The following is a 17,965-nucleotide window of genomic DNA, read 5'->3' as shown; positions in this document are numbered from 1 at the left end:
CTACCATAAAGAGCCCGGGTAGACTCCTGCGCCTACCAGTTCCGCCACGCGGGCTTGGGCAATGGGCAGGTCGTCCTGGTAGGTCATCCCACACCATTGCTCGCCGGTGGGGAGCACGCGAACGGTGAGTGCTCCGTCGGCCATCAACTGTTTGGTAACCGTGGGAAGTTCGTACTCCTTCGCGGGATCTGGCTTCGCGGCGAGGAATGTGTCGAATCGCTCGGCGAGATAGGACATCATCGAAGTCGGGTAGCCCCACAGGTTCATCGAAACCACCGTGTCGAGCGGTAGTGGCTGCACGGCCCCGTCTAGTTCAAACTGCGCCGCACTATTCGCACGACCGATATTGAATCGCTCGACGATGTTCACCAGTTGCCCGTCAGCGTCGACCTCGCAGACACCGCGATTGACCGTTCCATGATCCGACAGCGTGTTGTCGAGCGCGTACCCCACCATCGCGGCGCTCGACGAATCGCTGGGCGATAGCGTCCCGAGAAATCCGCCAATCGCAGCGAACGCCGACTGTCCGTAGAAGTCGTCCGCGTTGATCACGGCAAACGGACCCGCCACCTCGGGTTTGGCACAAAGCACTGCATGGGCTGTCCCCCAAGGCTTTACGCGTTCGGCTCCTTGGTATCCGGCGGGAACGAAGGCATTGGGTTCCTGATAAGCGAGGGCGATATCAATGCTCGTCGACGCGCGGTCGACGAATTTCTCGCAGAACGCCGACTCAAACTCCCGGCGCACTACCAATACCACTTTGCCGAATCCGGCTCGCTGGGCGTCGTGGATCGAGTACTCCATGATAGCCTCGCCCGACGGCCCGACGGGCGCGAGCTGCTTAAGGCCCCCGTAACGCCGCGCCGCCCCAGCGGCCATGATCACAAGTGTCGGTTGATTCTTCACGCGTCAAATGCCTTGGTGGTTGGTAGCCGGACTCGCGAGAGTTCGGGCACTTCTAATTGGCCTCCGAACTCTTGCGAGTTCGGCTACGGAATACTGCTACTCTGACTTTTCTTCCTCAATCCCCATCAGCACGGTCGCGATGATGGCGAGCACGATACCAGCGATGGCGATCGGACTGAGCGATGTCGCGTCCAGCGACAACGCCAAGCCCAGCAAGATCGCCAGAGCCGGGGCCCCCGCGTTGGTCAGCGGGGCCACGATCATCGCCTTACCATACCGATAAGCGTAGACCAGGAGGAGTGCCCCCAAGGCGTTGAGGGACTGAATCGCCAGCGACAAACCAAATCCATTTAGCCCCCAATTCACCGACTGCGTGGCCGGCGTCATCGCCCAGGCAACCGGAGCGAGGGCCAGGCTGGTGATCGCCATGTAAAAGAAAATGCTCTCGGCCTTCATCGTGTGGTTGGCAAGCGAGATAACGTAGCCCTGCAATCCCCAAGCCATCAGAATGCCAATTGCGTAAACTATCCACGCCGGGTGAATCGTAGTTTCTCCTTGCGGGGTGCTCCAATTGAGCATCACCCCCGCCACCAGCGCGAGCGCCACACCTACCCAGCCCAGCGGGTGCACTCGCTCGCGGGAGATCACCGCGGCGAGCAGAATGGTCACCACCGGGTTGATGGCCGTGAACGGGTAAACCAGATAGCCGGGTGCCAAGCTCGGTACCGTCTTGAACAACAGGAGTTGCCCGCCCGCGCCCAGAAGCCCCGCCAAACAGCCAAGCGTGATGGACCTGGCATCGATCTCAAGCCGCCATCCCGCAAGCCAGAGCGCGACCAGGGCTGGCGGAATCATGGTCAACGACCACGCGACGTAACCCATAGTCTCGGGGAAGCCATTCTCCACCGGCTTGTTCAACAGCGCCATCCACACGCCCCAAAAGACGGTGGTCACGATGGCAAACAGCAATCCCAGCCGGCGTTGGGGCATGATAAGTGATTCCAGAGCGAGGCTCGTACTGGGACTAGTTATTGGAGATGCAACACGTACTCGCGGGCACGGATCGCTTCGCCCGTCGACGAATCGTAGTACGACGTGGCCGCGCCGCCGGGTGCGAAGCCAAGGGACTGAAACACATCGATCTTCGCCTCATCGATACCAACAAACGAAACAGCGCAGGGCCGCGAGGCCAAGGGCGACTCGAGAATGCGATCGAGCGTCGAACGCACTAGCCTGCTTATCTCCCCGGGATTCTTCTGTACGAACTCCGGGACGGCGTAGAAATCAATGGCGTAAGTTCGCCGCGTAAACGGAGCAATTAACGGGGCACCGCACACGGCAACCAATCGCCCCTGGCGATCGCGGAGCACTTGGCTTGCGTCTTGCAAACGGTCCTGGTCGACGATGGCTTGCCGAAGGAGGGTGATGTACGTCCGCTCCAGTTCCGGACCGTAATGGATTTGCCACGACGTGAGCTTCAGGCGAAAGTCGTTCTTGGGGCACAAGTTGAGCAGTAAGAACAAGCCCGCGAGATCCCCGGCCGTGACGGGCTCCGTGCGAAGTTCTCTTGTAGTTATTGCGAATTGATGACGCGTCGTCGCGATAAACTCTCCCTTCGTCGCTAAAACGTTTTCCGCATCGCTGGCATTTCGCGGAGCGGTAAGCAATGGCTTGCTGATTGCCATTAGCCAATCGATGGTGTCCGCGAGTCGGGTCTCGCCGAGAATGGCGTACCCCAGCCGCGAGTACATCGAGTGCGCGGCACGCTCGCCTTGGCTGATGCGGTGAATCTTGTCGTCGGTCGCCAGGACGACCACGCCCGCCCCGTGCTCGAACGCCGCCGCGGTCAATTGTTCGGTAACGAGTGTCCCAAGCCCCAGCCCTTTAAACCCCTCCAGCGTACGAATGTGGGCCAGTAGGCCGGTCCACGGATTCGATGCCGATTGGAACACGGAGCCGTGCGCCACGAGTTGCCGGGTGATGTCGTCCCAAACCAACGAGAACAGCCCACGCGAATCGGGGTAGAGCCCCATGTACTCGCTCAAGATCACCGCCGTCCAGTCGGCTCCCTTCGGCACCAGCAAACTGTTGACGATGGCCGAAAGCAGTTCGAGCGGATCGACTCCGGCTTGCTTGGCGACAGCTCGAACGACTTCCTGCCCCGTGCCGGTAAAGACGTGCCCGTCGATCTCCGCGCCCAACTTCTCGTTGGCGGCTACCACGGATTGTGTTGAGACATTCGGCACGGGCACGAACCTCGATGAAGAAACAGCCTCACATCGCGAGCCAGCATAGCAGAACGCCGTGGGCGAGAGAATCTGCAACTTGCCCCCACCCTCTTCAAGCGTTCCGAGGATCTTTATTGGTATTCCGAAAACCAAGCATGGGCGGTCGATTCCGGGTTTTGATTGGCGGCAGCCTTCGCAGTCGGTTTACAATCGAAGCACGCCACCTCGCGACGTCCTTCCCCCCGTGAATCGGAAACCTTGTATGCGACACCTCACGCCAATCGCTCTTGCCTGGACGCTATTCGTCTCCATCTGTTCCGCCGCACCGGTGACCACAGGCACGATGGCGCTGGAGATGGTCGACTTCGACCGCCTGTGCGAACTGCCGGCAGACAACTACAAGACATTGCAGTTCACCTCCTACGACCGCCGGAGCGATATGCCCGGTGGCCCGGCGTGGTTTTCGAACTCCGACGGGTTCGGCGGCGCGCCGATACCGGCGTTCGAGAAAGTGCTCAAAGAACCTCAAGGTGATGCGCCTGGCGAGTATCTGATGCTTGATGTCGAGGGGCCCGGCGTGGTGGTGCGAACCTGGACAGCGCAGATATTTGGCGACATCCGCGTCTACCTCGATGGCAGTGACGAACCGATCTACGATGGACCCGCCGAGGCGTTTCTCAAGAGGCCGTACGACACTTTTATAGAAGGCTCCAACGTCGTGCCCGAAGAACTCGATGGCACCTTCTACCAACGCGACGCCGGCTACTGCCCCATGCCGTTCGCCAAGCGTTGCCGCATGGTGTGGGTGGGCAATCCGCGTGGCACCCATTTTTACTACGTCCAGGTTCGTAAGTACGACTCGCCCGACGTCGAGGTGAAGACGTTCGCGAAGGATGACCTCAAGACTTACGCGAACGAAATCAAGTCGGCCGCCGCGATTCTCGCCAATCCCGATCGCAAACATCCAATCGTCGAGAAGGAGAAAGAATCGGTCACCGTAACTCTTGATCCTGGTGAACGATCCAAGGCCATGGAGTTCACGGGACCTGGCGCGCTGGAGCAGCTCAAGACCACAGTACTTGCCAAGGACGAAGTTGCTGCGCTTCGACAGACGGTAATGCACATCACGTGCGACGACTGGAGCGTGCCGCAGGTGCAATCGCCGGTGGGCGACTTTTATGCCGCCGCGCCTGGTGTAAACCCGTATGTTTCACTCCCCTTTTCGGTGTTCGAGGACGGGCGAATGGTCAGCCGGTACGTGATGCCGTTCCGCAAGTCGATCCGGATCGAATTCGAGAACTTGGGGGACCAGCAGGTAAAAGTTCGCTGCTCTGCCAGCACGAAGCCTCGCGAATGGGACGCCGATCGCACGATGTACTTCTTCGCCCGCTGGCGAGTGACGCACGATATGGTGACCGCGCCCGCCGTGGATATTCCGTTCCTCGTCGCCAACGGGGCAGGGCGGTACATCGGCACCGCTTCGCTGATGATGAACCCCGCCCGCGGCACGCACCCCAGCGGTAGCTGGTGGGGCGAAGGGGACGAAAAAGTGTTCGTCGACGACGACCAGCAGCCCTCTTGGTTTGGCACCGGCTCCGAGGACTACTACAACTATTCCTGGAGTGCCTTCGACATCTTCTACTATCCCTATTGCGGCCAGCCTCGCAACGACGGTCCCGCCAACCGTGGTTTTGTCACCAACTATCGATTCCATTTCATCGACGATCAACCCTTCGATACTCGGTGCAGCTTCTACATGGAACTGCTCGCTCATACGCGCGTCGAGGGCTTTAGCTACGCCTGTCAGGCTTACCACTACGGCCGGCCAGGGATGATGGACGACCATCGTGCAATCACTCGAGAGGACGTTCGCAAGCCAGTGCTTCCCGGTCCCTGGACGCCACTCGCAGTGCGGGGTTCGGGTGGCGCCACGTTCTTCGAGCCGGAGAAGCTGATCGATGGCGAAGTGGCCAATGAGTTGGGAGACTTTTGGTCCGAGGGCAAGCTAACGGTCTGGAAGCCAAAAGCCGCGGGCGAGACCCTTAAGATCACTGTGCCCGTCGAAAAGGCCGGCAACTACGAAGTAAGCCTCGCCCTCGCACTCGATCATCGCTCCGGAAAAGTGAGCGCAACGCTCGATGGCAAGCCATTTGGCTTCGGCGGAAAATCGGGGGTGATGAACCTGTTCGACAAACGCCGCACGATGATCAACTGCTCGACCAGCGACAAGGTTGAACTTACCGCCGGCGATCACGTGCTGGAACTGAAACTCGAAGAGCCTGCACCGAACAGTGAGCCCTTCGTAGGCATCGACTTCCTGTGGCTCCAACCGCGATAGGGATCCTTTTGGGGGAGGGGGCTCCGACCCTGATTATCGGGCTCGGGAGAGCCATCGCACAATTGTGCACGGTGGGCTCGGTGACTTACCCCACGTTAGTTGCTCGGCTCATCGACGAGCTCAAGCCAGCCGAACCGCTCGGGAACGTGCGCGGTGGCCTTCAGCGTCGGCCGCCACGCGAGGAAGACGTCGTTCGCCGCGTCATTCCGGTAGAGTGCCGCACGCCATCGAGTACCGACCTTCGGCGTCGATTCGGTGAACGTCGATATCGGAATGCGGGCCTCGACGCGGTAGAGCTTGTTCTCGCGATCGATCAAGGCCTTCGACTCCATGCCGCTTGACCAAGGAAAGTCTTTCTCCGGAAGGTTCAGCCGCACGTCGAGTTGCTCGCCGCTGGGTGCCCATTCGAACTCGTCGTAGGCGTTAATATTCTCAAGGTCGGTGCCGACGAATAGCTCCACTACATCGTCGTTCCACAGCCCAAGGCGCTCGTCGCTGGGCACGGGATCCTTCATAGTAAGTTCGGTGAAAGGGGCCTCGTACGCCAAGTACAAATAGTCGTCGTCCCACGCCGCCCGGACTGCCGTGCTGAGGTCGGGTCGCGGGTCGCTCTCTTCGAGCGTGTACTCAATGCGGGCGAAGGGCGCCTTGCTCCACACCGCATCGTCCAGCTTGCCATCGAGCTTCACCGGTTCGGCGGCTCGCACAGCTTGGAGTGTCGGGGCGGGCAGGCTGCGGGCAAGCAACTTGTTCGCGTTGTCGAAGTACACCTTCCGCTGCACTTCGGCGGGCAGGTTGATGCTGCTGATGGTCCAACTGCCTTGAATCGGCGTCATGTGAGCCCAATCGCGGTCGTCGGTTTCCATGAACCGGAAACACTTCTGAAAGAACACCAGTGCGTCGTAGTCGGTCGGCCGTTCGTCGTCGCCGGCCGAGCCCAGGATCATCCGGTCCCAGACTTGAAAATCGGTGCCAAACAGCAAGCGGTCCTGGTGCTTGATGAACATGGCTCGCAGCTTCTCGGGATCGCCACGACCGATTTCGGGGATGCGCGCGGCGATGTCCCCCATCATGTTGGGGTACTTGTCGAAGTTCCGCGATACCCAGTCGATGTCTTCCGGGTTGTTGGCGAAATGAACGCCGACGAACGTCGTCTCCGGGTGCTTGGCGATGATGTTCAGAAACTGCTCGAGGATTACTTCGCGCGTCGGGTACTTCTTGGGGTCACCAAACCACCAGCTCGGATGGTCTTTGAGTTCCTCCCAACGCTCGTTCGACTCGTTGTAGGGCTCCCAAAACGCCTTGGGATCGCCAACGTGGATCGAGATTGGCATGCACAGCTCCCCGCAGCGTTTCCACACGGGATCGAGCTTCGGATCGTCCACCGGGATGAGCCGGCCGTTGGCGTCACGCACGGTGAGGCCAAGCCGCTTGAACTCTTTCACGCCGGCGACCCCCAGGGCGTGGGCCTTCTCAATCTGGGCGACCGCCCGGTCACCCCAATCGTCTTTCTCGAAGCCGGAGTAGTCGAGAATCATGTAATTGAGAAATCGGCCCGGCGCGACTTCGCGAGCAATCTCCATGTTCTTCTCGATACCCGAGTTTTCGCCTTCGGGTGCGACGACAGTTCCCGAGCCGAGCTCAACGCCGAGTCCCACCCCCGCGGCGTTCATAATGCCGACCGCCCGCTCGAACCGCTCGGGCTTCGACTCGATGTGCATGTGCATGTCGACCAGCCGGCGTTCCTTCCGCCAAACATCGGCCGAGAGGGCGTCGGTACGCGGGTCGGTCTCATGCGAGAGAGCAGGGGAAGCGATCACAGTAGCTACACACGCGATTACCAGAAAACGCATCGGGCGGGTTCCTCGAAGTCGATCGTCAGTTGGGAGTCACGCCAAGGGCATGACCCAATATCATACCGCACGGCTCCGCCGGGCCGAGCGTGTTTAGGCAGCAATATCCGCCAGTTGGGCCGTCGCCTCAGGGCGTTCGAAACGGCGGCCATAGATCGCATAGGTACCGATCACTACGAAGCAAGCGAGAGGCAGCAAGTAGGAGGTACTAACACCCCAGCGGTCAATCATATACCCTTGTGCCGGAGTAATAACGGCACCGCCCACTATCGCCATGATCTGGCCGGACGAGGCAAGCTTGGTGTCCGAACCAAGATTCGCACATCCGAGTCCGAAAATTGTGGGAAACATCAGGGACATGAAGCCTGAGATGAACACCAAGGCGATGACTCCCGCCATCCCACCGACGAAGATCACTATCGAAGTAACGACACAAGCCATCACTGCCGCGAACAGTAGCAACGTCGAAGGGCGAAAGAAAGTCATCAGATAAGTGAACACCCAACGCGCAGATCCGAACAGAACCAGCGCACCGGTGTGCCACATCATGGCAACTTGCTGCGTGACACCCAATTGCTCGGGAATGTAGTAGTTAGTGTAGGTCCAGACGGAAATCTGCGTGCCGACATACGCAAACTGCGCAACTACAGAGAATACATAGTTGGGATTCTTGAGCAATCGCTCTGCGGTGCTGAAGAAATGCATTTCTTCCCCAGCGTCCGAAGCCTTCGGCATTTTGCTGAACAGAATTAGCAGCCAGACGACCACCAGAACTGCCGCAACGGACAGGTAGGGAACGATAAGCGTGTTCAGCGCATCCGATTTTTCCGCGGCTGAGATAGAGAGCTTACCGGCTTCGTTATGGGGTAAGTTGGCCATGATCATGACCTGGCACATGACGATACCGATGACCGAGCCAATAGGATTGAACGACTGTGCGAAGTTTAGCCGTCGGGTTGCGGATTCGACCGAACCCAGCACCATCACGTAGGGGTTAGCATTCGTCTCCAGGATGCCTAGTCCGCAAGCCAGCACGTAGTACGCAAAACAAAAGAAAGCAAATTGCTCGGCGACCATGGCGGGATAGAGCAAAAAGCACCCCACTGCATACATCCCGAGGCCGACAAGTACACCGGTCTTATACGAGAAGCGTCGCGCGATGATGGCGCCCGGCAGCGCCATACAGAAATAGCCGAAGTAGAACGCGAACTGAATCATCGACGCCTGAAACGTCGTCATTGTGAAGACTTCTTCGAACACCTTCACCAACGGATCGGTGATGTTGTTCGCAATCGCCCACCACAAAAAGCAGCTGGACAAGAGCGCAAAGGGCCAAATTCGCCCCTTAGGAATCACGCTATGGTGATCGTGATGCGACACGTTATCGTCACCATGTGCTGCAGTGCGTGGACTTTCGTAAGGACTCGCCGCGGCATCTGAAGTGGAACCTGCCATCGCGTGTTACCGACCTGTGTTTAGAGCAAAGAACGTCGCACTGGTTACAAGCTAAGAACGCACATCGCCTCCTACTTCAGCCCCGCTTCAATCTCATCCAGCGACACCCCTAATGTCTCTTTCGCGACGCGGTCGAGTTCCGCGCGGTCACCCTGGAAGTGATACGTCTCCGAGATGTGCTCGCCCGACTTGCCAGGCTCGAGTGCCAGGGCGGGGCTCGAAGTTTCGATTTCGTAGAACGGCCCCAGGGGCTTCTCACCCGGGGCGGGCGAGCCATCGTTGTAGGCGTTCACGGTGTCGCCAGCGAACGGCTCGTCCTGAATCTCCCACATCGAGTTGACGTAGTCGGTCACCCCCTCGGGCTTGTTGTACTTCACGAGGGTCAAAACGCCTCGCTCGGCATCGTAGCTGCCGGCGATCTCCTTGGCACGCTTTGGCGGGACACCGATCTTCGAGCGGAAGTTGCCATCGCCCGATAGGTACATCACCCCTTCGGCGACCTTCAGGCGATCGGCAGGAACTTTTCCGAAGTAGGTGTCGTTCACAACGACGCCGAGTTCTTCTTCCGAACCTTCGACGAAAGGCACCACAATCGTGGTCTTAGGTCCGGGCTTATACATTCCGAGAAGCCAAATCGACAGCAGGCCGGTGTCCTTGGTCCACGCCGCTTCGCCCGTGTTCGTCAGCTTGTTGGTGGTCCGATAGCCTACGAACTTCAGCTCGCCCGGCTTCACCCCCAGCGAATTCTCGACCGCCCCGGGGTCGAGTACTTCGACGGCGCGATCGATTCGCAGCTTGAACTCGTTGTTCGAGTAGTTCTTGATGGTCGCCTCTTTGACAAAGGAGACCTTGCTCTCGCTCTTCTCGGCGACGTCGTAGGCTTCGGTGTCGATCAGTGGCGGGGTTTGCCAGTCGGCGAACTCAAACTTCGCGCCGGGAGCAAAGTAAATGCTGAACTGTCCCCCTTCGGGCCCGAGCCAGAAGCGTTCCTCGCCACCGTAGGCATTGATATGCTCGGCAACTTTACCCGACGCGATGTGGTCGTAATTGAGCCAGCCAAAACTGACGCCATCGCCGCCGGTCGCGGAGGAGGTCATCACGCGCCCTTGGTACGCGGGCGTCACCGCCACCAAAGCGTCGCCGCCATCGCCACGCAAGACAATCGTCTCTACGTGCTCGTTCAAGAAATCGACGTCCTGCTGAAAGGTCTTATCGCTGTTCATGCTGTCGCCCGACTGCGTCGTAGTACTGGAGTCTTTAGATTCGCCCTCGGCGGCGGGCTTGCTGCACCCGGTGACGCCAATCGCGAATAGGCTAAGCGCCAACATAGTCCAACGCATAGAACACACCTTTCGAACTCGCTTGATAAGAAACCTTGGCGTTTTGAGAGTTGGCATCGCACTTCTCACCCAAAGCTAAAGTTAGCCGCCAGCACGCTGCGAGTCAGCAGGAGAGAATACTCTCCAGCACCGGCCATGCAACGTTTGTGGAACTGGCGCAAGCGAAAAGCCGAATAGCGACTCTCGACTTCGACACCCAACAACGCGATAGAAACACAAGCTCACGCCATTCGCGACAAAACTTGATCAGGGATCGCTCCGAACAGAGGCAACCCAACTGCACGGCACCCGCCCGTCAAGGTCGGGGGAAAGTATACCTGCGGGACGTACCGCCTGCAAACTTTGCAGAAGAATCGAAGCCATGCCGCGCATCGATGGGATGCTCGTAGTACGTCACGGCCTCTGCTTACAAACGCGTAAGCTTCGTTACCCGCCCGGTCGCCACCCATTCGGCGACGTAGATGTTGCCATTGGCATCGAAGCAGGCGTCGTGCGGGTGCACAAACTTGCCAGGCTGCCACTTCGACTCGTCGCCACGAATGCCGCGACTCGAATCGGCGGCCATCAACTTCGAGTTGTCGCCGAGGTGCGAGATGACGTTATTGTCGCCATCAAGCAGCGTGACTCGGCCCACCAAGTCGGGGACCAGCATCAACTCGCCGAACGTGTCGATGTTCGCCGGCAGCAGGAACTCGTCCTGCGTGCGCAGGTGCTTGCCATCAAGCGTGAACCATTGCAAACGGGCGTTCGCGCGGTCGGCGACGACGATCGTCGGCGTTTCGCCGCGCGAGTCGATCCACACACCGTGCGGCGTGTTGAACGTGCCATCGGCTAGCTGGTCGTCGCTCGGCGTGCCGAACGAGCTTTGATACTTGCCGTCGGCGTCGTAGCGATGAATCCGAAAACCACCGTAGCCATCGGCGACGAAGAAACCGCCGTCAGGATGAAATGCAATATTCGTCGGCAAGAACCGGTCGCGGCCCCAGGGGTTGTCGCGGCGCGAACGAGGGAACTCGTCTTCGCCCTCCGCATAGAAGCCCGACTCCATTGGTGCACCTTGCCGCCAAAGCTCCGTACCGTCGGTAGTCAGCTTGGCGAACGACCGCTGCTGTTGGTACGCGCAGACGTAGAGTTGGTCTTTGCCATTCTCGGGATGCACTTCAATGCCGTGCCCGCCACCCTGGAACTGCTCGCCGAACGCGCGAACAAACTTCCCATCGGCGTCGAACACAAAGATCGCCGGGTGATCCTTCTGGCTGAGCCGCCCCTCGTGAATCACATACACGAGCCCATCGCTATCGACCGCCACATTATGGGTCGTCTGCCAGCGGTACTTGTCCGGCAGCTTCGCCCACTGGTGGTCGACGCGGTACTGATGGCCCTCCACGCCCACGATCGGATTCGGCGAATCCGTTTTGGCGAGCGTGTGAAGGGCCGGCAGGGCAATCGTAGCCACTGCGCCAACTGCGGCGGCCTTGCAAAACTCACGACGGGATACATGCATCGCAGCGCCACTCCATCAATGGAAAGTTACACTTGCAGCAATCGCTTCATTCGTCGCGGAGTCGCACAACCGCTAGTTCGACGAAGCACCCTTAATCAACGCAATGAACTCTTCGTTTGACTTGTACTTCGCTAGGCGCGAAGTCAGTTGCTCCATCGCATCGATGTGATGCATGCTCGACAGCGTGCGACGCAGCGCGGTGGCGGCGTGCAGCGTTTCGGGCGGGAGCAGTTTCTCTTCGCGGCGAGTACCGGATTGGTCGAGGTCGATCGATGGCCAGACACGGCGGTCGGCCAGCTTGCGATCGAGCACTAGTTCCATGTTGCCGGTGCCCTTGAACTCCTGGAAGATCAGGTCGTCCATGCGGCTGCCGGTGTCGATGAGCGCGGTGCCGACGATGGTCAGCGAGCCACCCTCTTCGAACGCACGGGCCGTGGCGAACAGCTTCTTCGGAATGTCCATCGCTTTGATGTCGACACCGCCCGACATGGTGCGGCCGGTGTTGCCGACCCACTTGTTGAACGCACGAGCCAAACGAGTGATGGAGTCCATGAGCAGGAAGGTGTCCTTGCCCATTTCGGTGAGGCGTTTGCACCGTTCGATGGTGAGCTGCGACAGGCGAACGTGGCTTTCGACATCTTGATCGAGGCTGCTGGCGAATACTTCGCCAATCACACTGCGCTTCATGTCGGTCACTTCTTCCGGACGTTCGTCGATCAGCAGGACCATCATCGCCACCTTCGGGTAGTTGGTGGAGATAGCCTGGCTGAGTTGCTGCATCAGCACGGTCTTGCCGGTGCGAGGCGGCGCGACGATCAGGGCACGCTGTCCCTTGCCAAGCGGTGCGAGCAAGTCGATGACTCGCGTGCTGATCGGCTCGGGGCCGGTTTCGAGCTGGAACCATTCTTCGGGCGTGATGGGGGTCAGCTCGTCGAAGTTCTTCGTGCCGACGTAGTCGTCGGGCGAGATGCCATCGACGTCCAGTAATTCCTTGAGCCTAGGCCCCTGGCCTTTGCGATGACGCTGGACCATGCCCTGCAGCAACAGACCTTCACGGAGACCGTACTTCTCGATCATCGTGCCAGGCACAAACGGATCGGAGCGCTCGCGGGTGAAGTTAGTCGTCGGATCTCGCAAAAAGCCGTAGCCGTTAGGGTGCATTTCGAGCACGCCCGAACCCGGCGTCAGCGGTAATGGATTGCCATCTTCGGGATACGCCTGATCGAGATTCTCGACCACGGCGGTGCCGCGACGGCCGCGATTGCGGTTGTTTCGCTGGCCCCCTTGGCCTCCGCCACCACCCTGGCCACCACCGCCGCCGCCACGCGCGTTGGGGTTGTTGTTATTGTTATTGTTGTTGTTCCGTCCACGGTAGCGGCCTCCGCCACTCTTATTCCTCTTACCCATCGCGATCTAAATCCTCAAACAGAGAGACACCAGTCGGGGGCGACACCTTTGGTCGCAACCCACCGCGGGACAACTAAGCATCCCAACGACTGGCGAGGCGGAAAGCCCGCCCAGCTAACTTCCAAAAAACCTCGGCCGCTGAAAAAAACGGTTGGCGTACCGAGTGACTTCGAGCGGCGAACCGCTCCCGCAATCGAATGTTGAAACGCGGCGTTGCCAGTCGAGTTGTCGATCGGGGCAAAAACGTAAGCGCCCACAAACGACCGGCTGCGAATCGATAAATGCCCGGTGCTTCCTAGCGGGGCTTCTGAGTCCGTGGCGACGAGGTGCGCGAAAGAAACGCGACTCGAACTCGCCGTCACTTGACTACGACAGTGTGTTCCTAAGTGTTAGGAGATTGGCCATCCAAGCTACCCGGCCACCGAATTGGCCGTGTTTTACTGTGGTAAGCGAACTCTACTGAGGCCACTCAGGCGCTGCGGCACCGCGCAACATCCAGCCCCCAAGTTCGACCGGCTTTTACCGCGTAAGTGGCAAACGATGCGGCGGACTGTCCGCCAACAACCCACACGTGCCACGCCTTCGGCAAAAGGCCTTGCAAGTCGGAAACGCCTCAGCGCTATGGGAGCGATTTCGATAGAGAACGAAAGTCCCGAGCGAAAGTGGCCCAACCGACGGTCGAAATGGCCTGTAGAACCTACCCGTAAATACGAGCAGGACGCTCAACTCACCAGCAGTATTGGCCATGATCGTGGTGCTGTCAAGCGGGAATCGCAAAACCTGAGAAATCCCTGCCGACCCCACAACTAGCTGGAATCCCTTCTCCCGGACACTCTCGCGGCGGCTCGAATTGCCCCTATTCGTACCTCAGGGCTTCAATCGGGTCGAGCCGCGACGCTTTCCAGGCCGGATAGAATCCGAACGCGATACCGATCGACGCCGATACGAAGAACGCTGCCAGGATAGCCGGGATCGAAGCCTGAACCGGCCACCGCATCACGTACCACACGCCAATCGAAGCGGCACGCCCAACCAGCACCCCAACGAGTCCCCCGAACAGGCACAGTACAATAGCCTCGATCAGGAACTGCCGGAGGATATGAAACGATCGAGCTCCCACCGCCATCCGCAAGCCAATCTCCCGCGTGCGCTCCGTGACCGACACCAGCATGATGTTCATGATGCCCACGCCACCTACGGCCAGCGAGATGAAGGCAACAATCATCAGCAATCCCCCCATCATGTCCGACATCGAACTCATGGCTTTCACCATTTCGCTCATGTCGCGAAGGTTAAAGTCGTCAGGCTGGCCATCGCGGATGCGGTGGCGTTCGCGCAGGACCACTTCAATGTCGTCCATCGCTTGTGGAATCGCGTCGGCCGATTGCGCAACCGCCATGATCTGGTCGACATTGGTGAAGCGAACCGGCTGTGGATTGTTGGCGGCCTGGGTCGCGGATCGCTCTGCGTAAAGAGAAGTAGAACCGGGGTACAGATTGCTGAGTGTGTTCACCTCGCTAGACGTTGCACTCGATGACTCGGAGGTCGTTGTCGCCGCGGCCGCGTTATCGGAGACGCGGTATTTGATGGTCGTCCAGGGTGCCAGGATCACATCGTCCTGGTCCATCCCCATCATGTTTGCACCCTTTCGACTCAACACGCCCACCACGCGGAGCGTTACGTTCTTGACACGCAGGTCCTGACCAATCGGCGACTCGTTGACGAACAACTCCTTGGCAATCGTTTGACCGATGACACATACCTTGTTCGTGTTGCGGACATCGCGATCCGTGAACATCTCCCCCTGATCGAGCATTTCCCAATCTCGAATCTTCAGATACTCGGGTGTCGTACCGTAGATGGTCATTGGCACCCAGTTTCGGTTGCCACGGACCACCTGCGCTTGCACCTGGACGATGGGAGCCACGGCGGTAAGAGCGTTGGAGCGCTCGCCGATCGCCTCGGCATCGCCCGGCGTTAATGTGAGCACCGAGCCCGCGCCGAAACTAATGCCACCGCTCGCCGCGGCGCCCGAGCGAATCATGATGTTGTTGGTGCCCATCGACGACATGGTCTTTACCAGCGACGCCCGCGAGCCCTGGCTGATCTCGACCATCGCAATCACGGCCGCGACACCGATGATCACACCGAGCGCCGTAAGCATCGATCGCATTTTGTTACGCCGCAGCGCGGTAATGGCCGTACGCAGTGTCGGGGGAAGCATTGCCGACAGGCGACGTTGATGGCTCACCCGCGCGGGCTTCTGAAGGGCCGGCGCGACAGCGGTGATTGTTGCAGGTGCCTCCGCCACGGCGGTCGCGGACGATCCGCTATCTCCCGTGTAGATATGCAGCGGCGGGGCATTGTCATGTGCTGCCCCAAACTCTCCACTAGCATCGGCAGTCCGTTCGTCATCGACGATCAGTCCGTCCACAATGCGAATGGTTCGATGAACGTACTCGCACACTTTGGGGTCGTGCGTGACGAGAATCACCGTGATCCCGATAGTGTTCAGTTCCTGGAACATCCGCAGGATCTCGACACTCGTTTTCGAGTCGAGATTACCGGTCGGTTCGTCAGCGAGCAGCAGTTTCGGCTGATTAATCAGCGACCGAGCGATGGCCACGCGCTGTTGCTGACCACCCGACATCTGCGATGGCACGTGATCGAGCCGGTCGTGGAGACCCACTCGGGTCAGCAGTTCAACCGCCCGATCGTGCGTTTCATACGCTGGCTGCCGCTTGGGGGAATAGTCGACTGGCATCAACACGTTGTCGACCGACGACGTGCGCGTTAGCAAGTTGAAGCTCTGAAAAACGAAACCAAGTTTCTCGGTCCGAACGATCGCCCGCTCGTTGCTCGATAGTTGGCTGATCTCGACGCCATCCAGCCAGTACTCGCCCGAAGTGGGACGATCCAGACAGCCCAGGATGTTCATCAGCGTGCTCTTGCCCGAGCCCGAGGCACCCATCAACGCGACCAGCTCTCCACGGCGAATGGTCATCGACACGCCCTTGAGGACGGGCACGTCGATCTCACCAAGATGATACGTCTTGGTGATGTTGTTGAGGCGAATTAGATCCATAACAGGCTCTTCCCGGCGACTGGTCGACTAACGCGCTCGCGTACGCCCGAACTGTGGCGGCCCAAAGGGATTCTTCACGTCGGCAATCTCGTCCACGCTCAGTTCGCCTTCGACGATTTGCATTCCCTCGGCGAGCTCAGGGGCAGAAATCTCCGTACGAGCCCCGTCGGTCGTCCCCAACTGCACCTCAATTGGCTTAAGCGTCTCACCCTGCTGCACCCACACGGTGCCGGTTGGCTTCGTGGCTCCGTTGTCCTCCTCTTGCGGTCGACTAGCGTTCTGCGGAGCCATCGTGTTCTTTGAAGGTTGGTAGCGGAGCGCAGCGTTCGAGATATTCAACACGTCCGCAGCTTTCGAAACTTCGAACTGCACGTTGGCCGTCAGGTATGGCAGCAATCGCATGTTCGAATTATCAACCGCCACCACCACGGTGTAGGTAACCACGTTCTGGGTCATCGACGCATTGAGACGAACCTGCTCAACAGCGCCGCGAAAAACCTCGTCGGGAAACGCATCGACAGTGAAGGATACGGGCAGGCCCACCTTTAGAACGCCAATATCCGCTTCATTCACCGATGCCCACACCTGCATCCGCGTTAGATCTTTGGCGATCAAGAACAGGCTTGGTGCATTCAAACTCGACACCACAGTCTGGCCAATGTTTACACGGCGGTCGATGATTGTCCCTTTGACCGGCGACTTAATGATGGTGAACCCCAAGTTCGTTTCGGCGAGATCCAGCGACGATTGCGCCTGTGCCACGGCCGCTTCGCCCACCGCCACGTTGGCCACTGCGACTTCGAAGTTCGACTTGGCAAGCACGTAGTCGCTATCCGAAATGCCTCGAATCTTGATGGCCGGCCCACCCGAGCGGGCCTTGGCCGTCGGCGAGATGCTATCCACCGACAACTCGCGTAATCGCTGAGCACGCTTCCACTCGGCATCGGCTTGTTCGCGGCGGGCCTGTAACTGAATCAGATCGGCGTTGGCTCTTGCAAGTGCCGCCTTAGCTTGGTTCCGCTGGGCCACGTAGACCATGTCGTCGATTCGCGCAAGTACGGTTCCCTCCTCAACCATCGAGCCGTAGTCAATTCGTTTCTCTCGCGACGTTGATTCCGGCGTGTTCGGATCGAGACCAAATTCCTTCACCCGCCCGACAACCTGGGCACCTACGTCGACCACTTCTTCGGGCTGAAGCGTCCCCGTTGCGCTCACGCCAACGATCAGGTCGCCACGCTCTACCGGTGTCGTCCGATAGTGAACCTGCGGCGTGCTCGCGCCGTACTGTTGCCAGGCCAGGGCACCGCCGGCGGCTGTGGCAACGATTGCCGTAAGGATTAGGAACGTCTTCATCGTGACTTCACCGCGGAAGAATCGTGGGTGTGGAGCGCTTGGTGCAAGAATTCAAAGGCCTGGATCACCTGCTGCCGTTCGGCGTTCGAGAGCCTTTTGCAGACCGCGGCCAGCCGAGCCTCGCGAACCGCTTCCCGCGACTTCATCGCCCGCGTGCCTTCGGCTGTGAGTTTTAAACACCGGACGCGTCGATCCCGCTCGTCGGCAATCCGCATGACGAGCCCAGCCCGCTCCAGCCGATCGGCGATCTGGGTAGTCGCGCTCGGCGAAATCTTCAGCTCCACCGCAAGATCGGTCATGCTGCGGGGGCCCGACAGCAGGGTATGGCAGACGTGCAACTGCCGCAGAGGAAGCTCGGCCGTGGGGTCTTCGACGTAAAGCAGGTTACGGACGAAGTCCCCCAGCATCGAGCTAATCGCCGCCGTTTGCTGTTGGATCGGCGGTTTCGTGACGGTCTTGGTCGCTGGCATTCCGGCATTCGCCTCGCAGAGAGGTG

The 17,965-nt window shown here is 59.4% G+C and carries 12 protein-coding genes; 1 reads left to right on the top strand and 11 read right to left on the bottom strand.

Annotated elements, in window-relative coordinates; genetic code table 11:
- The 3 genes from SH292x_RS11275 to SH292x_RS11265 all read right to left on the bottom strand — a co-directional run bounded on the left by SH292x_RS11275 (position 1) and on the right by SH292x_RS11265 (position 3,152).
- Positions 1-906: an NTP transferase domain-containing protein gene (locus tag SH292x_RS11275; protein WP_442485714.1), complete on the bottom strand. Its 906-nt coding sequence runs from the start codon at positions 904-906 to the stop codon at positions 1-3.
- A gap of 96 nt (positions 907-1,002) precedes the next feature.
- Positions 1,003-1,896, bottom strand: coding sequence for an EamA family transporter (locus tag SH292x_RS11270; RefSeq protein WP_442485713.1), 894 nt, complete (start codon positions 1,894-1,896; stop codon positions 1,003-1,005).
- A gap of 38 nt (positions 1,897-1,934) precedes the next feature.
- Entirely contained in the window at positions 1,935-3,152 is a 1,218-nt protein-coding gene (locus SH292x_RS11265) for a GNAT family N-acetyltransferase (RefSeq protein ID WP_442485712.1), read from the bottom strand.
- A 244-nt stretch (positions 3,153-3,396) separates the two neighbouring features.
- Here SH292x_RS11265 and SH292x_RS11260 point away from each other — a divergent pair, with 244 nt between their 5' ends.
- The gene (locus SH292x_RS11260; protein WP_442485711.1) at positions 3,397-5,472 is read left to right on the top strand and encodes a DUF2961 domain-containing protein; all 2,076 of its coding nucleotides are present in this window, start codon (positions 3,397-3,399) and stop codon (positions 5,470-5,472) included.
- Positions 5,473-5,567: 95 nt separating this feature from the next.
- Here SH292x_RS11260 and SH292x_RS11255 read toward each other — a convergent pair whose 3' ends face one another.
- The 8 genes from SH292x_RS11255 to SH292x_RS11220 all read right to left on the bottom strand — a co-directional run bounded on the left by SH292x_RS11255 (position 5,568) and on the right by SH292x_RS11220 (position 17,939).
- Positions 5,568-7,325 carry an amidohydrolase family protein gene (locus SH292x_RS11255; RefSeq protein ID WP_442485710.1) on the bottom strand — a complete coding sequence of 586 codons (1,758 nt, stop codon included), beginning with the start codon at positions 7,323-7,325 and terminating at the stop codon, positions 5,568-5,570.
- A gap of 93 nt (positions 7,326-7,418) precedes the next feature.
- Positions 7,419-8,780 carry an L-fucose:H+ symporter permease gene (gene fucP, locus SH292x_RS11250; protein ID WP_442485709.1) on the bottom strand — a complete coding sequence of 454 codons (1,362 nt, stop codon included), beginning with the start codon at positions 8,778-8,780 and terminating at the stop codon, positions 7,419-7,421.
- Positions 8,781-8,851: 71 nt separating this feature from the next.
- Positions 8,852-10,120, bottom strand: coding sequence for a DUF6786 family protein (locus tag SH292x_RS11245; protein WP_442485708.1), 1,269 nt, complete (start codon positions 10,118-10,120; stop codon positions 8,852-8,854).
- A gap of 406 nt (positions 10,121-10,526) precedes the next feature.
- Positions 10,527-11,624 carry a peptidase gene (locus SH292x_RS11240; protein WP_442485707.1) on the bottom strand — a complete coding sequence of 366 codons (1,098 nt, stop codon included), beginning with the start codon at positions 11,622-11,624 and terminating at the stop codon, positions 10,527-10,529.
- A gap of 72 nt (positions 11,625-11,696) precedes the next feature.
- Positions 11,697-13,031 carry a transcription termination factor Rho gene (gene rho / locus SH292x_RS11235; RefSeq protein ID WP_442485706.1) on the bottom strand — a complete coding sequence of 445 codons (1,335 nt, stop codon included), beginning with the start codon at positions 13,029-13,031 and terminating at the stop codon, positions 11,697-11,699.
- A gap of 856 nt (positions 13,032-13,887) precedes the next feature.
- Entirely contained in the window at positions 13,888-16,116 is a 2,229-nt protein-coding gene (locus tag SH292x_RS11230) for an ABC transporter permease (protein WP_442485705.1), read from the bottom strand.
- Between the two features lie 27 nt (positions 16,117-16,143).
- Positions 16,144-17,469: an efflux RND transporter periplasmic adaptor subunit gene (locus tag SH292x_RS11225; protein ID WP_442485704.1), complete on the bottom strand. Its 1,326-nt coding sequence runs from the start codon at positions 17,467-17,469 to the stop codon at positions 16,144-16,146.
- Positions 17,466-17,939 (bottom strand): MarR family winged helix-turn-helix transcriptional regulator, encoded by a 474-nt coding sequence (locus tag SH292x_RS11220; RefSeq protein WP_442485703.1) that lies wholly within the window; start codon positions 17,937-17,939, stop codon positions 17,466-17,468. Before SH292x_RS11220 ends, SH292x_RS11225 begins: the two co-directional genes overlap by 4 nt.
- Positions 17,940-17,965 lie beyond the last annotated feature (26 nt).

Origin of the sequence: Aeoliella fuhlenseeensis (assembly GCF_052161615.1) — a bacterium.
Lineage (GTDB): Bacteria > Planctomycetota > Planctomycetia > Pirellulales > Lacipirellulaceae > Aeoliella.
This window is presented reverse-complemented; position numbering and strand designations above follow the sequence as displayed.

Excerpts from the sequence above, each read along its gene's own strand:
- SH292x_RS11270 (WP_442485713.1), bottom strand. The coding sequence starts at position 1,896 with ATGCCCCAACGCCGGCTGGGATTGCTGTTTGCCATCGTGACCACCGTC.
- SH292x_RS11260 (WP_442485711.1), top strand. The coding sequence starts at position 3,397 with ATGCGACACCTCACGCCAATCGCTCTTGCCTGGACGCTATTCGTCTCC.
- SH292x_RS11255 (WP_442485710.1), bottom strand. The coding sequence starts at position 7,325 with ATGCGTTTTCTGGTAATCGCGTGTGTAGCTACTGTGATCGCTTCCCCT.
- fucP (WP_442485709.1), bottom strand. The coding sequence starts at position 8,780 with ATGGCAGGTTCCACTTCAGATGCCGCGGCGAGTCCTTACGAAAGTCCA.
- SH292x_RS11245 (WP_442485708.1), bottom strand. The coding sequence starts at position 10,120 with ATGCGTTGGACTATGTTGGCGCTTAGCCTATTCGCGATTGGCGTCACC.
- SH292x_RS11240 (WP_442485707.1), bottom strand. The coding sequence starts at position 11,624 with ATGCATGTATCCCGTCGTGAGTTTTGCAAGGCCGCCGCAGTTGGCGCA.
- rho (WP_442485706.1), bottom strand. The coding sequence starts at position 13,031 with ATGGGTAAGAGGAATAAGAGTGGCGGAGGCCGCTACCGTGGACGGAAC.
- SH292x_RS11230 (WP_442485705.1), bottom strand. The coding sequence starts at position 16,116 with ATGGATCTAATTCGCCTCAACAACATCACCAAGACGTATCATCTTGGT.
- SH292x_RS11225 (WP_442485704.1), bottom strand. The coding sequence starts at position 17,469 with ATGAAGACGTTCCTAATCCTTACGGCAATCGTTGCCACAGCCGCCGGC.
- SH292x_RS11220 (WP_442485703.1), bottom strand. The coding sequence starts at position 17,939 with ATGCCAGCGACCAAGACCGTCACGAAACCGCCGATCCAACAGCAAACG.